This is a genomic window from Ideonella sp. A 288 (genome assembly GCF_002198735.1).
In the GTDB taxonomy this organism is placed as follows: domain Bacteria; phylum Pseudomonadota; class Gammaproteobacteria; order Burkholderiales; family Burkholderiaceae_C; genus Pseudaquabacterium.
Genome location: NZ_MWLO01000139.1, coordinates 127,932 through 142,022, shown reverse-complemented (window position 1 = coordinate 142,022; position 14,091 = coordinate 127,932). Strand labels below are relative to the sequence as shown.

Here is a 14,091-nt window from a genome sequence, read left to right as displayed (position 1 = left end):
TCGTCCCTTGATGCATACCACCCTAAGGCAGCGGAATCACGATCCGGAAGATCGTGCGACCGGGCTCACTGACGCAATCGATCGTGCCCTGGTGTTGCTGCACGAAGGTCTGCGCCAGCGTGAGCCCGAGGCCTGATCCGCCATCTCGACCCGACACCAGCGGGAAGAAGATCCGATCGCGGATTTCCTCGGGCACACCCGGCCCGTTATCTTCGATATGCAATTCCAGTGCCAGTTTGAACCGCTGCTTGCCGATGGTCACCTGTCGGGCCGCTCGGGTGCGCAGCACGATGCAGGCATCACCCTCGTCCATGCGCTCGGCCAGCGCCTGCGCCGCGTTGTGGGCGATGTTGAGCACCGCCTGGATGAGTTGCTCGCGATCGCCGCGGAACTCGGGCAGCGACGTGTCGTAGTCGCGCCGCACCTTCAGGCCGCGCGGGAACTCGGCCAGGATCAACGAGCGCACGCGCTCGCAGACCTCGTGGACGTTGACGTCGCCCACCACCTGCTGGCGACGGTGCGGCGCCAGCAGCCGGTCGACCAGCGCCTGCAGGCGGTCGGCCTCGCGGATGATCACCTGCGTGTAGTCGGTGAGTTCGCGCGAGCTGAGTTCCATCTCGAGCAGTTGCGCCGCGCCGCGGATGCCGCCGAGCGGGTTCTTGATCTCGTGCGCCAGGTTGCGGATCAGTTCCTTGGTGACCTGCACCTGCCCCAGCGCGCGCTCCTCGCGGTCCTGGCGCGTCTGCTGCTCGATCTCGAGCATCTCCACCACCAGGCGGTCGGCCTGGTGGTCGATCTGGGTGACGATCACGTGCACCGGCAGGTGCTCGTGCGCGGCCACCGGCGCGCGCCGCATGACGGCATCGAAACGCGCTGTCGACACCTCGTTGCGCGCCACGGCAGCCAGCGTGTCGCGCAGCGGCCGCTCGTCGACGAACCAGTCGAGCAGGCTGGTGCGCATCAGCGTGCGCCGGGACAGGCCGGCCACCGTCTCGAGCATGGCGTTGACGAACAGCAGCGAACCGTTCGGCTGCACCACCGCCACCATCGTGGCCAGCAGGTCGAGCGCGTCGTAACGCGTGAGATCCAGCGACGCTACGCGGCTTCGGCTCATCGGCGCCTCAGGGGCCGAGCTTGGTGAGTTCGCGCTTGATGGCCGCGATGTCGCTCTCGATGCGCATCAATCCGGCCTTCATCGACGCGACGCGATCGAGGTAGGTCTGGTAGTTGCGCTCTTCGCCGCGCCGCTCGGGCTCGCCGTTGTTGTACTCGCGCTTCAGGGCGGCCAGCTTTTCTTCCTCGCGGCGCAGTTCGGCTTCGAGGATGCGGCGGGCGTCGGCATCACGCTGGCGCTGGGCGGCGGGCTCGACCTTGGCGTCGGCCGATCGCGGTGCCGAGGCACCGGACGGCGTGGCCGACGGCCCCGCGGCCGCCGGGCGCGGGCGCGGGCCCTGGATCACGGTGACCGGCGCGCCTTCGATCAGGCGACAGCCCTTGTCCTGGGCCTCGGCCGGGGTGAGTGCATCGGTGTACAGCACCGGCGGGCCCGGGCAGCGATAGACCGCGGTCGTCTGGGCCCCTGCCCCACCGCATACCGCCGCCATCATCCAACCTGCCAGCCACGCCCTGCGAACCATCGCGCGCACTCCACATCGACCAAGGGCCGCACGGCATTGTGGCCCACCAGCAAAAAGGGCGGCCGAAGCCGCCCTTGTCCCGCAGTGCCCTCGATCAGAGGGTGTAGTACATGTCGAACTCGACCGGGTGCGTGGCCATCCGGAAGCGGGTGACTTCCTGCATCTTCAGCTCGATGTAGGCATCGAGGTACGCATCGGTGAACACGCCACCCTTGGTGAGGAACGCGCGGCCCTTGTCCAGGTACTCCAGCGCCTGTTCGAGGCTGGCGCAGACGGTCGGGATCTTCGCGTCTTCTTCCGGCGGCAGGTGGTACAGGTCCTTCGTGGCGGCTTCGCCCGGATGGATCTTGTTTTCCACGCCGTCGAGGCCCGCCATCAGCAGCGCCGCGAAGCCCAGGTACGGGTTCATCAGGGGATCGGGGAAGCGCGCTTCCACGCGGCGGCCCTTGGGATTGGCCACGTACGGGATGCGGATCGAGGCCGAGCGGTTCTTGGCCGAATAGGCCAGCTTCACCGGGGCTTCGAAGCCCGGCACCAGGCGCTTGTAGCTGTTGGTGCCCGGGTTGGTGATGGCGTTCAGGGCACGGGCGTGCTTGATGATGCCGCCGATGTAGTACAGGGCGAAGTCGGACAGGCCGGCGTAGCCGTCACCGGCGAACAGGTTCTTGCCGTCCTTCCAGACCGACTGGTGCACGTGCATGCCGCTGCCGTTGTCGCCGACGATGGGCTTGGGCATGAAGGTGGCGGTCTTGCCGTAGGCGTGGGCCACGTTGTGGATCACGTACTTCTGCAATTGCACCCAGTCGGCGCGCTGGATCAGCGTGGAGAACCGCGTGCCGATTTCCATCTGGCCGGCGTTGGCCACCTCGTGGTGGTGCACCTCGACCGGGATGCCCAGCGATTCGAGGATCAGGCACATCTCGGAGCGCAGGTCCTGGCCCGAGTCGACCGGCGGCACGGGGAAATAGCCCCCCTTGACAGCCGGGCGGAAGCCCGAATTGCCGTGCTCGTATTCCTTGCCGGTGTTCCAGGCGGCTTCTTCGGCCTCGATCTTCGAGAAGCAGCCCGACATGTCGTTGCCCCAGCGCACGCTGTCGAAGACGAAGAACTCGGGCTCCGGGCCGAAGTAGGCGGTGTCGCCCAGGCCGGTGCTCTTCATGTAGGCCTCGGCGCGCTTGGCCAGCGACCGCGGATCGCGCTCGTAGGGCTTGCCGTCGGCGGGGTCGACCACATCGCAGGTCAGGATCAGCGTCGGCTCTTCGAAGAACGGGTCGACGTTGGCGGTGTTGGGGTCCGGCATCAGTTGCATGTCGGAGGCTTCGATGCCCTTCCAGCCGGCGATCGAGGAGCCGTCGAAGGCATGGCCCGACGTGAACTTGTCTTCATCGAAATGGGACACAGGCACGGAGACGTGCTGTTCCTTGCCGCGGGTGTCGGTGAAACGGAAATCAACGAACTTGATCTCGTTTTCCTTCACCATCGACATCACGTCGGCGACGGTCTTTGCCATCAAGGATCTCCTAGCGGGGGGCGCGAAACAGGTTTTTGGGATGGGGGGTGTGAAAGCTGACCTTGGCCGAGAGGCGAGACCCCACCGGAAAGGCGCACCGAAATTTAGCAGAAAGCATGCCCGGGCCGGTTTCGGCATCGACCGCCATGGACCGGGCACCACGGGCCGCCGCGCCCCAATGATGGGCGCGAATGCGCCCCAATCAGGTGCGAATCAGGCCCCCATCATCGCACCACGTCGGTGCGAAACTCGGCGCCCACGGATGTCAGCCCCGTGCACAGGGCCTCGAAGGCGAGATCGACGGCGCCGACGGCCCCCTTGACGCCGAGCTCGATGTGCCGGCCCAGCGTGGGATGGTCGACGCTCGGCAGGCTGAAGACGCGCACGTCGGCGAAGCGGGCCTCGATGGCCTCCATCAGCGGCGTCAGCGTGGCCTCCATCGAGCCCTTGACGATGACGCTGCGCTCCTGCTGCGCATGGGCGCCATGCAGCGCTGCGTATCGGCCGTCGAGCAGCCACTCGATCATCGGATGGGCCATGACCGGAAAGCCCGGCACGAAGTGAACCTCGCCGAGGGTGAAGCCGGGGATCTTGTTGTACGGGTTGGGGATGAGCGTGGCGCCCTCGGGGAACACGCCCATGTTCAGCCGGTGCACGTTGTCGGCGCGGTCGGGCTCGTAGGGGATGCCCTGCTCGGTGGCCAGGTCGCGCATGCGCTGCTGGATCAGGGCCTTGGCCTCCGGGTGCAACTGCAGCGGACGGTCGAGTGCCGCCGCCGCGCACTGGCGGGTGTGGTCGTCGGGCGTGGCGCCGATGCCGCCGCAACTGAAGACGATGTCGCCGCTGGCGAAGGCGTCGCGCAGCGTGGCGGTGATGTGCGCCCGGTGGTCGCCCACGTAGCGCGCCCAGGACAGCGCCAGTCCGCGCGCCGAGAGCAGTTCGATGACCTTGGGCAGGTGCTTGTCCTGGCGCTTGCCCGAGAGGATCTCGTCGCCGATGATGATGAGGCCGATGTCAGGCATGGGGTGCGGGGGGCTGGAGAGAGGGCGGCGTGGCCACACCGGAGCCCGGCAGGTCGATCACCGTGCCGTCCAGTGGCGTGGCCGCCGGCACGGGCATGGACTCGCTGCGCAGCCTGAGCAATGCAGCAAGGGCGAAATGCGCGAACCACAGCGCGCTGAAGGCGAAGACCAGCGTGTACAGCCACACCGACACGCCGATCAGGATGGGCGCGAAGACCAGCGTGAACGCACCCAGTGCCCACACCAGCGACGGCGCCGCACCGAGGTAGCCCGACACCACGCCGATGGCCAGCAGTTGCCAGCGGTGGCGGCGCATCAGCTCGCGCCGCTCGGTGGCATCGGCGTGCTCGGCCAGCACATCGAAGGCCATCACGCGGTAGGTGAGCCAGCCCCAGATCAGCGGCGGCACGATCAGCACCAGCGGCGGGATGAACCACAGCGGCAGCGACACCACCAGCGCCACCAGCGCCAGCAGCGTGCACAGCATCGACCACAGCGCGCTGACGACCAGCCCCGCACCACGCCGGGCCTCCAGCGCAGGGAAGCGCCGCGACGACACCAGGCCGACGATGGACGGCACCATCAGCAGGGCCACCAGCAGCATCGACAGCACCACGATCACCGGGGCCGCCAGCAGCACGACGATCAGCGGCGCGAGCATCGTGCGGAACGCCGTGCCGAACCACGACTCGACCAGCCTGAGCCCGGCCTCGACCAGCGCCCAGCTTTCGAGGGTCTGGCGCACCGCCGCGACGGCTGGTTCCCAGTAGAACCAGCCCAGGCCGATGGCCAGGCCGGCGCCGATCAGCAGGGGCAGCAGCGACAGGCCGATGACCTTGGGGTGGAGACAGTAGGCCGCGGCACGCCAGAACGCGTCGAGCAGTTCCTTCATAGGTGGCGGAGCCTACCCCAACGGCCGATCCTGCGGGGCAGGCCCAGCCGCTGCAGTCCCAGCCACTGCTGGGCCAGGATGCCGCGGCCATAGTCGCGGCCCTCGAGCTGGTCGCGGATGCCGGTGGGCCGGTAGCCGGGGTCGAAGCGTGCGGTGCCGAACAGCAGGTCCCAGACCGGGAACAGCACCGCGAAGTTGTGGCCGCCCAGCGTGCCCTCGCCGGCGGACTCGTGCCCGAGGCCGACCGCGTGGTGCAGGCGGTGGTAGCTCGGGCTGACGAGCAGCCACCGCAGCGGCCCGAAGCCCAGGCGCACGTTGGCGTGCGAGAAGCTCTCGATCAGCTGAGTGAGGGCCACCAGCCCCACGAATTGCCCGGGCGGCACCCCCACCGCCAGGGCCACCACGACGAACAGGCTGTCGCGCAGCACGTCGTCGAGCAGGTGATTGCGGTTGTCGGTCCACAGGGTCATCTGCTGCTGGCTGTGGTGCACCGCGTGCAGCTGCCACCACCAGTCGACGTGGTGCTGGGCGCGGTGGTACCAGTAGTCGATGAAGTCGAACAGAAGCAGGTAGAGCACGAAGCTGATCCAGGCCACGTCGGTGGCGCCGGGCCACAGGCGGTCGAGCTCGAAGGTGGGCACGCCATGCAGGTGCAACTGTCCTGCGGTCCAGTCCCAGAACGGGTCGATGGCGAAGAACAGCGTGACACGCAGCAGGCCCAGCCGGTGGATCAGCGTGTAGCCGATGTCGGTGCGCACGCTCGCGCGGTCGGTGACGGCTTCCACCGGCCGCCAGCGCTCGAAGGCCCGGAACAGAGTCACCATCACCACGATCTGCAGCACGCCGATGATCAGCCAGCCGGTGGCTCGGAAACCGTCGGCCATCAGATTGCCGAGACCGCCATGGAACATCAGGGGCTGCACCACCCCTTCGAACAGCCACTGCTGCAGGTCGTCGAACAGGTCCAGCGGGTTCATCGGGTCGGCGCCCCGAGATCAGGATGGTCGCGCAGCGTGGCAAAGCAGAAACCGCGCGACTTCAGGCCTTCGATCAGCGGCTCCAGCACGGCCGGCGCCCAAGGCTCGCGACGCGACCAGATGCCCAGGTGGGCCAGCAGGATGTCGCCCCCGCGGATGCCGTCCAGCGCTTTCTTCAGCAACACTTCGTTCGGGTAGCGGTCGCTGGGCAGTTCGTCGCCCAGGAAGCCGGCGGGCGACCAGCCCACGTGCGTCCAGCCGCAGGCCTTGGCCGCGGCCAGCAGAGCCGGCGAGGTCTTGCCACCGGGTGCGCGGAACAGCGGCAGCATCGCCTGGCCGGTGATGGCCTGGAAGCGATCGGCCGGGCGCCGCAGTTCGGCGCAATAGCCGGCAGCGGACACGGCCACCCGGCGACCGGCCTGCGGCCCCATCGACGGGCGCAGGTCGAAGCCGCCGTCCGGTCGATCGGCCTGCCAGGTGCCGTGGTCCCAGGTGTGCGATCCGAAGGCATGGCCCTCGGTGGCGCGCGCGCGCCACCAGTCGGCCCAGCGGTCATCCAGGCTCCAGCCGCCCTCGCGGGTGCGTTCGTTGGCCAGAAAGAACGTGGCCTTCACCTGTTGTCGCGTGAGCACTTCTGCCACCAGCGGCGCGACGGCCATGTGGCCGGTGTCGAAGGTCAGGAACACCGGCTTGTTGCAGGGCGCGGCGGCCCAGGCGGCGCCGGCGCTGGCCGCCACGGCGATGGCCACCGCACCGGCAAAGGGTCGACTACTGGCGCGGCGCATGGTCGAGCGTCCACACGCCATGGGGCGAGCGACCGACCGGGATCTGCCGCACGACCTTGCGACTGTCGATGTCGATGAAGCTGAGCTTGCGGGCCCAGCGGGAACTCAGCAGCAGGGTCTTGCCGTCGGCCATCAGGTCCATGCAATCGGGGCCGCCGGGGCCAGGCAGTTCGGCCACCACCGTCATGCTGTGGATATCGATCATGCTCACGGTGTTGGCCACGCGGTTGCTGACGAACAGGTGCTTGCCGTCGCCACGCGAGCGGAACGCATGCGCGCCCTCGCCGGTAGGGATGCGCTGCAGCAGTTTGGGCGTCGGCAGCGTGACATCGTAGACCTCGACGAACCGGTCACCGGTCAGGCCGATGAACAGCCGCTTGTCATCGGGGCTGAGGTAGAGGTCGGCCGGCATCTTGCCCACGCCGATGGTCCAGCGCGGGCTCTGCGTGGCCAGGTCGATGGCCATCAGCTGGTCGCTGTCCTGCAGCGAGGCATAGACCACCGTGCTCTTCGAGTCGATGGACAGGTGGCTCGGCGTCTTGGGCGCGGAGATGCGCTTGACGAGCTTCAGCGGGGCATCGGCCACCTGGGGCTGCCAGCGGTACAGGTCGACGTGGTTGAGCCGGTTGGCCGCGGTGACGAACCACTTCATGTCCGGCGAGAAGCGCAGGTGGTAGGGGTCGAGGATGTCCGGCACCACGCGCTGCACCTCGGCCGTGATCGGGTCGATGAAGGTGAGCGAGTTGCCCAGCGCATTGGCGACGATCAGGCTCTTCTCGTCGGGCGACAGGTACAGGTGGTGCGGCTCCTTGCCCGTCGGGATGCGCTTGCGCTCGGTGAAGCTGACCGGGTCGATCACGCTCACCGTCGCGTCGAGCGAGTTGAGCATGAAGATCGGGCGCGGCGGCCTGGCACCCTCTGCGTGGACCGAACAGGCCGCGGCGGCCAGGGTGGCGACCAGGGTCGCGCGCAAGAAGTAATACAGCTTCACGATGGGGAACCAGGGGATCGGCCAACCTGCAAGTGTATGTGTCGACACGGCCGGCCCCTGGCCGGGCACGGCAAAACCGGGCGCGCCGCCGCGCCTTCGCCTGACATCGGTCACACACCGGGCCCCGGCGACGCGGCTCGCCCCGGGGCGCCTGATCAGTCGTCCTTGTCGCCGCCGAGGATGCTGCCGAGCACGCCGCCACCGGCAAAGCCGCCGAGGATGGAGCCCTCTTCGCGGCCGCCACCGCCGGTCTGAGGCGCCGCCGCGAACACGCGGCTGGCCAGTCGCGAGAACGGCAGGCTCTGCAACCACACGGTGCCGGGGCCGGTCATCTTGGCGAAGAACAGGCCCTCGCCGCCGAACAGCGCCGTCTTGATCTTGCCCACGTACTGGATCTCGAAGTTCACGGTCGGCGTGTAGGCGACCACGCAGCCGGTGTCCACCATCAGCGTCTCGCCGGCCCGCAGTTCGCGCTTGAGCACGGTGCCGCCGGCGTGCACGAAGGCCAGTCCGTCGCCCTCGAGCTTCTGCATGATGAAGCCCTCGCCGCCGAAGAAGCCGACCGAGAGCTTTTGCTGGAAGTGGATGCCCAGCGACACGCCCCTGGCGGCGCACAGGAACGCGTCCTTCTGGCAGATCAGCAGCCCGCCCATCTGGCGCAGGTCCATCGGCAGGATCTTGCCCGGGTACGGCGCGGCGAACGCCACCCGCTGCTTGCTGGGCGCATTGTTGGTGTAGACCGTGGTGAACAGCGATTCACCGGTGACCAGGCGCTTGCCGGCCCCCAGCAGTTTGCCGAACAAACCGCCGGTGCTCTTGCCGCCGTCGCCGAACACCGTGTCCATGCCGATGCCGGCTTCCATGTACATCAGGCTGCCGGCCTCGCCGACGGCGGCCTCGCCGGGGTCGAGTTCGACCTCGACGAACTGCATTTCGGATCCCTTGATCTCGTAGTCGACCACATCCATTGCCATGACGTCCCTCCGTTGTGACCAGTTCAGACGGCGGCGATGGTACCCAATCGACGTGTCTGTCGAACCCTGGAACAGCCGCGGTTCGGCGCCTCGAAATCGCACTCAAGTTGATCGTCGAGGCGCCGATATCCCAAGGACGAAAGGGCAGGCCACGTCCTGCCCCGATATCAGATTTCTTGGTTCGTAGAAAAGGACCGAATTCGCACGGGTCGAAATCGATAAAAATGAAACAAGCGGTCACAAGCATCTGAAAATTGCAGCACTGCCCGGCGCTTCATTCGGCCGACAGTCGCAGACCCCGGTCTGCGTTTTCCACCGCAGACCGAGATGTCGAGACCATGACCCCAAGCCGACCCAAGACCCCTGTGTCTTCCGACCTGAGACTGGCCCGCTGGCTGGCGATGGTGCTGGGTGTGCTGCTGCTGACCACGGTACTTGTCGTGCAGTCCGCACAGGCGCAGACCCTGAGCCCCAAGATCGCCCGCGACCTGCAGTCCGTGTTGACTGCGACGACCACGCCCAAGATCAACTGGGCCAAGGACGTCAATGGCGTTCGCTACGTCAAGGTGCTGATCGTGAGCGGCAGCGACGACGCCGAACTCACCGCCCTCCGCTCGGCGGTGATGTCCGCTGGTGGCTCGATCTATTACCGCTACAGCTCGGTGCTGGCGCTGGCCGCGATGCTGCCGGCCAGCAAGGTGGCCACCATCGCCTCGCGCACCGACGTGCAGAGCATCTCGCCCAACCGCCTGATGACGCGTTCTGCCAGCACCATCGAAGCCGTCACCGGCACGGCGGCCGTCCGCACCACCGGGACCACCAACTACAACGGCATCACCGGCGTGACCGGCAAGGGCATCGGCATCGCGGTGCTGGATTCGGGCATCTCCTGGCAGCACGCCGAGTTCCTCGACGATGGCGGTGCCAGCCGCGTGCGTGAATCCATCAGCTTCACCAAGGCCGGCGACGCCGTGCGCGCCGGCGTGACCGACTGGAAGGCCGGCATCGACGTGTCGGGCGTGCTCTACCCCGGCAGCCCCACGATGACCACCTACCTGGGCATCCTGCAGAACGGCTTCGCGCCCAAGGCCGACCGCTACGGCCACGGCTCTCACGTGGCGGCCGTGGCCGCCGGCCGCGGGGCCTACCAGGCGGTGGACACCACCGGCATCGCGCCAAACGCCAACCTGTTCGACGTGCGCGTGCTCGACGACAACGGCTACGGCCAGTTGTCCGACGTGCTGGCCGGCATCGACTGGGTCATCTACTACGGCAAGTTCAAGAACATCCGCATCATCAACCTCAGCCTGGGTGCCGACTCGACCGAGTCGTACCAGACCGACCCGCTGGCGCGCGCCGTGCGCAGCGCGGTGGCACAGGGCATCGTGGTGGTGGTGGCGGGCGGCAACTTCGGCCTCAACGCCGCGGGCAAGCAGGCCTACGGCACGATCAGTTCGCCCGGCCACGAGCCCAGCGTCATCACCGTGGGGGCGCTCAACATGAAGGGCACCACCAGTCGCACCGACGACGTCGTCGCCAACTTCAGTTCGCGCGGTCCGACGCGGGGCTCGCTGGTCGACGCGAACGGCGTGCGCCAGTACGACAACCTGCTCAAGCCCGACCTCGTGGCACCGGGCAACAAGATCATTTCGGCGCTGGGCGAGGACACCGTGGCCGCGGGCGGCGCCTGGAACGTGCTGGCCACGCGCTACGCCGCGTTGGCGCAGGTGAGCGGCGTCTCCCAGGCACAGGACAAGGCCCTGATGCAACTCAGTGGCACCTCCGTCGCCGCGCCGGTGGTCAGCGGCGCCGTGGCCCTGATGCTGGAAGCCAACAACGGCCTCACGCCCGGTCTCGTGAAGGCCATCCTGCAGTACACCGCGCAGACCCTGCCCAACGCCAACCTGGTGCAGCAGGGGGCGGGCGCATTGAACATCGACGGCGCCGTGCGCCTGGCCGGCGCCATCCGCAACGACATGGCCCAGCGCATCGCGGCCGGCGGCACCATCGCCGCGGGCGAGTCGCTGCTGTGGTGGAGCGGCGCCACCCTGCCCGCGCCGACCTCGGTCATCAACGGCCAGGCCGTGCCCTGGGGCCGCCTGGTGTTCGTGGGCGGCAACCGCGTCGTCACCGGCGAGGCCCTGTTCAAGCAATGGCAGCCGGCCTTCGACCCGCGCCTGCTGTGGGCGCGCGGCAGCGTGAAGAAGATGACGGTGCGCTACTGGCCCAACACGAACAACGTCTACCCGATGGCCGTGCTGTCGTCGCCTGCGGCCAACACGGCACTGCTGACCCCGGGCGTGGTGACGTTGGGTGAACTGGCCGGCACCTCGTCGATGGTCGGCAAGACGGGCGTGTTCCTGCCCTCGGCGACGCTGTCGTCTTGGCTGAGCAGTGGCAAGACGCTGTCGCAGGGGTTGGTGCTCAGTGAAGGGCTGGTGCTCAGCGAAGGCCTTGTGTTGAGCGAAGGTCTGGTGCTCAGCGAGGGGCTCGTGCTCAGCGAGGGGCTCGTGCTCAGCGAAGGCCTGGTCCTCAGCGAAGGCCTGGTACTCAGCGAGGCCGGCACGACGAACCCGACCAACAAGCGCGAAGCGAACGTCACCGGTGAGCCTTGATCTGAACCAAAGGTCAGCGGTTCCGGTGCCGATGACGGCACCGGCCAAGCGCCCGGACAAAGGGCGGCGCACCGGGGACCGGTCGTCGACCTGAGCAAGAATCGCAGGGTGAGCACCGCCGACGACCTAGTCTCACCACCCCCGCCCCGCGCGTGGTGGAGCCGGCTGCATGCCGCTCTGATGCCGGACTACAACCGGCGTGCCACCTGGTTCTGGTGCGCAGCGGTGGCACTGGGCGCGGCGGCGCTGCTGCACAGCCTGGTGGTGTTGGCGGATTCGTCTCTGGCGCGCTGGGCCCAGGTCATCGGCGGCATGCTGCTGGCCATGCTGGCCGGCCTGTTCCCGGTGCGGGTGCCCGGCTCCAAGAACTCCTTCGTCGCCGGCGAGATCTTCATCTTCCTGCTGCTGCTGGTGCAGGGCCCGGCGGCGGCCACGGTGGCGGCGGCCGGCGAGGCGGCGATGGGCTCGTACCGCACCTCCCGCCGCTGGACCAGCCGCATCGTCAGCCCGGCCATCGCGGCGGTGGCGATGCTCGGCACCGGCTCGCTGCTCGACGCGGCGCTGGCGCGCATCGAGACCTCGGGCTGGACCGACGCCGCCACGCTGCTGGGCGCCACCATGGTGTTCGCCGCCAGCTACTTCCTGGTGTCGGCGCAGATGATCAATGGCGTGCCGCGGCTCAAGCGCGGCGAGCCCTTCTTCGCGCTGCGCGACCTGGTCAGCGTGTTCCGCTGGGTGGGCATGGCCTACGCCGGCAGCGCGTCCATCGCGACGCTGCTGTTCATCACCTACCGGCAGCAGGGCATCGGCGTGCTGATGATGATGGTGCCGCTGCTGGCCATGCTGCTGGTCACGCTGCACTTCTACTTCAAGCAGCAGGAATCGGCCGAGGCGATGCGCGAATCCGGGGCCGAGGCCGCGGCGCGCGAGGCCGAGGCCACCGCCAGACACCTGCGCGAGCTTCAGGCCAGCGAGCGGCGCTTCCACGCGGCCTTCACGCACGCCTCGATCGGCATGGCGCTGATGGCCTTCGACGGGCGGCTGCTGCAGACCAACCCCGCCCTCGGAGCCCTGCTCGGCCGGGACGAGGCCGATCTGCTGCAGCGCCGCCTGCACGAGTTCATGCTGGACGACGACGTGGCGGCACTGGACGAGTGCCTGGGCCGGTCGGACCACCGCGAGTTCGAGCCCTTTGCCGCCGAACTGCGCTGCCGCCATCGCGACGGCCACACGGTGTGGGTGCAGGTGCACTGCAGCTTCTTCACCGAGCCCGATGCCGAGTCGCCCTGCCTGATCCTGCAGGCGCAGGACGTGTCGGCCCGGCGCCAGGCCGAGGCCGGCCTGCAGCACCTGGCCTTCCACGACCCGCTCACCGGGTTGCCCAACCGCCGGCGCTTCCTCGAATGCCTCAGCGGCGCGGTGGCGCGCTGCCAGGCCGACCGCTCGCATGCCTTCGCAGTGCTGTTCCTCGACTTCGACCGCTTCAAGCTGGTGAACGACAGCCTGGGCCACGGCGCCGGCGACGACCTGCTGGTGCAGATGGCCAGGCGCATCCAGGAGAACCTGCGGCCCAGCGACGTGGTCGCGCGCCTGGGCGGTGACGAGTTCGCGATCCTCGCCGACCAGGCGGGCCCCGCCTCGGCCCACAGCCGCGACGCGATCGTGCTGGCCGAGCGGCTGATGGCCGCGCTGCGCAAGCCGTTCCGCCTCGGCCAGGTCGACCTGGTGGCCAGCGCCAGCATCGGCATCACCTACAGCGCCTTCGGTTGCGAATCCGGCGAGCAACTGCTGCGCGACGCCGACACCGCGATGTACAAGGCCAAGAGCCGGGGCAAGGCCGGCTACGCGCTGTTCGACGCCAGCCTGCACACGGCCGTGTCCGACCGCCTGCGGCTCGAGGGCGACCTGCGCCACGCGGTGCAGGACGGTGAACTGGCGCTGGACTACCAGCCGCTGTTCGACCTGGCCAGCGGGCGCGCCAGCGGCTTCGAGGCCCTGGTGCGATGGCGCCATCCGGTGGACGGCACGCTGGGGCCCGCGGCCTTCCTGGCCATCGCCGAGGAAACCGGGCAGATGGCCCAGCTGAGCGAGTTCGTGCTGCACCAGGCCTGCCGGCAACTGCGCAGCTTCCAGCTGATCCACCCGGCGCTGGCCGACCTGACGATGAGCGTCAACGTCTCGGCGCAAGACCTGGGACAGCCCCACTTCGTGGACCGCGTCAGCCGGGCCATCGTCGAAGCCGGGCTGCGGCCGCAGCACCTGACGCTGGAACTCACCGAGCACATGCTGATGTCGTCGGTGGAGGGCGCGATGGACACGCTGGCAGCGCTGCGCCGGCTGGGTGTGCGGCTGGCGGTGGACGACTTCGGCACGGGCTATTCATCGCTCAGCCAGCTGTCGCTGCTGCCGATCGACAGCCTGAAGATCGACCGCTCCTTCGTCGGCCGGATGAGCGCCGGCTCGGACGCCTCCACCGTGGTGCAGACCATCATCGATCTGGGCCGCGCGCTGCGCAAGTCGGTGGTGGCCGAGGGCATCGAATCGGCCGACCAGATGGCCATGCTGCGCGAGATGGGCTGCGTGCTGGGCCAGGGCTTCCACCTCGGCACGCCGCTGTCGGCCCAGGCCGCCGGCGAGATGCTGCAGCGCCAGGCGCCGCCGCTGCACTGACCCGCGCCGCGGTCGCCT

11 protein-coding genes are annotated in these 14,091 nt (G+C 68.6%); 2 read left to right on the top strand and 9 right to left on the bottom strand.

The genetic code is table 11. The features are described from left to right. Nucleotides 1-22 precede the first annotated feature (22 nt). From glnL to EOINJALH_RS21760, 9 genes are all read right to left on the bottom strand, one after another. Nucleotides 23-1,114, bottom strand: coding sequence for a nitrogen regulation protein NR(II) (gene glnL / locus EOINJALH_RS21800; protein WP_088284048.1), 1,092 nt, complete (start codon nt 1,112-1,114; stop codon nt 23-25). A gap of 7 nt (nt 1,115-1,121) precedes the next feature. After that, a complete protein-coding gene (locus EOINJALH_RS21795) occupies nt 1,122-1,538 on the bottom strand; it encodes a hypothetical protein (protein WP_310732326.1) in 417 nt (138 codons plus the stop codon). Nucleotides 1,539-1,731: 193 nt separating this feature from the next. After that, a complete protein-coding gene (gene glnA / locus EOINJALH_RS21790) occupies nt 1,732-3,147 on the bottom strand; it encodes a type I glutamate--ammonia ligase (protein WP_088284044.1) in 1,416 nt (471 codons plus the stop codon). Between the two features lie 224 nt (nt 3,148-3,371). Continuing rightward, on the bottom strand, nt 3,372-4,169 hold the full coding sequence (locus tag EOINJALH_RS21785) for a molybdopterin-binding protein (protein ID WP_088284042.1): 798 nt from the start codon (nt 4,167-4,169) through the stop codon (nt 3,372-3,374). Beyond that, a complete protein-coding gene (locus EOINJALH_RS21780; RefSeq protein WP_088284040.1) occupies nt 4,162-5,061 on the bottom strand; it encodes an EI24 domain-containing protein in 900 nt (299 codons plus the stop codon). The genes EOINJALH_RS21785 and EOINJALH_RS21780 overlap by 8 nt, the downstream gene beginning before the upstream one ends. Then, a complete protein-coding gene (locus EOINJALH_RS21775) occupies nt 5,058-6,038 on the bottom strand; it encodes a sterol desaturase family protein (RefSeq protein ID WP_088284038.1) in 981 nt (326 codons plus the stop codon). Before EOINJALH_RS21775 ends, EOINJALH_RS21780 begins: the two co-directional genes overlap by 4 nt. Then, nucleotides 6,035-6,823 carry a polysaccharide deacetylase family protein gene (locus EOINJALH_RS21770; RefSeq protein ID WP_088284036.1) on the bottom strand — a complete coding sequence of 263 codons (789 nt, stop codon included), beginning with the start codon at nt 6,821-6,823 and terminating at the stop codon, nt 6,035-6,037. Before EOINJALH_RS21770 ends, EOINJALH_RS21775 begins: the two co-directional genes overlap by 4 nt. Next, nucleotides 6,807-7,814: a YncE family protein gene (locus EOINJALH_RS21765; RefSeq protein ID WP_404872786.1), complete on the bottom strand. Its 1,008-nt coding sequence runs from the start codon at nt 7,812-7,814 to the stop codon at nt 6,807-6,809. Before EOINJALH_RS21765 ends, EOINJALH_RS21770 begins: the two co-directional genes overlap by 17 nt. A gap of 155 nt (nt 7,815-7,969) precedes the next feature. After that, nucleotides 7,970-8,788 carry a TIGR00266 family protein gene (locus EOINJALH_RS21760; RefSeq protein ID WP_088284034.1) on the bottom strand — a complete coding sequence of 273 codons (819 nt, stop codon included), beginning with the start codon at nt 8,786-8,788 and terminating at the stop codon, nt 7,970-7,972. A gap of 338 nt (nt 8,789-9,126) precedes the next feature. Between EOINJALH_RS21760 and EOINJALH_RS21755 the strand changes: the two genes are divergently transcribed. Together EOINJALH_RS21755 and EOINJALH_RS21750 are read left to right on the top strand one after the other, a co-directional pair. After that, nucleotides 9,127-11,403 carry a S8 family serine peptidase gene (locus EOINJALH_RS21755; RefSeq protein ID WP_088284032.1) on the top strand — a complete coding sequence of 759 codons (2,277 nt, stop codon included), beginning with the start codon at nt 9,127-9,129 and terminating at the stop codon, nt 11,401-11,403. A 108-nt stretch (nt 11,404-11,511) separates the two neighbouring features. Further along, a complete protein-coding gene (locus EOINJALH_RS21750; RefSeq protein ID WP_144290124.1) occupies nt 11,512-14,073 on the top strand; it encodes a bifunctional diguanylate cyclase/phosphodiesterase in 2,562 nt (853 codons plus the stop codon). Nucleotides 14,074-14,091: the final 18 nt, after the last annotated feature.

What these genes read in the sequence shown, in the direction of transcription:
- glnL (WP_088284048.1), bottom strand. Translation starts at nt 1,114, where the DNA reads ATGAGCCGAAGCCGCGTAGCGTCGCTGGATCTCACGCGTTACGACGCG.
- glnA (WP_088284044.1), bottom strand. Translation starts at nt 3,147, where the DNA reads ATGGCAAAGACCGTCGCCGACGTGATGTCGATGGTGAAGGAAAACGAG.
- EOINJALH_RS21755 (WP_088284032.1), top strand. Translation starts at nt 9,127, where the DNA reads ATGACCCCAAGCCGACCCAAGACCCCTGTGTCTTCCGACCTGAGACTG.
- EOINJALH_RS21760 (WP_088284034.1), bottom strand. Translation starts at nt 8,788, where the DNA reads ATGGCAATGGATGTGGTCGACTACGAGATCAAGGGATCCGAAATGCAG.
- EOINJALH_RS21785 (WP_088284042.1), bottom strand. Translation starts at nt 4,169, where the DNA reads ATGCCTGACATCGGCCTCATCATCATCGGCGACGAGATCCTCTCGGGC.
- EOINJALH_RS21775 (WP_088284038.1), bottom strand. Translation starts at nt 6,038, where the DNA reads ATGAACCCGCTGGACCTGTTCGACGACCTGCAGCAGTGGCTGTTCGAA.
- EOINJALH_RS21770 (WP_088284036.1), bottom strand. Translation starts at nt 6,823, where the DNA reads ATGCGCCGCGCCAGTAGTCGACCCTTTGCCGGTGCGGTGGCCATCGCC.
- EOINJALH_RS21780 (WP_088284040.1), bottom strand. Translation starts at nt 5,061, where the DNA reads ATGAAGGAACTGCTCGACGCGTTCTGGCGTGCCGCGGCCTACTGTCTC.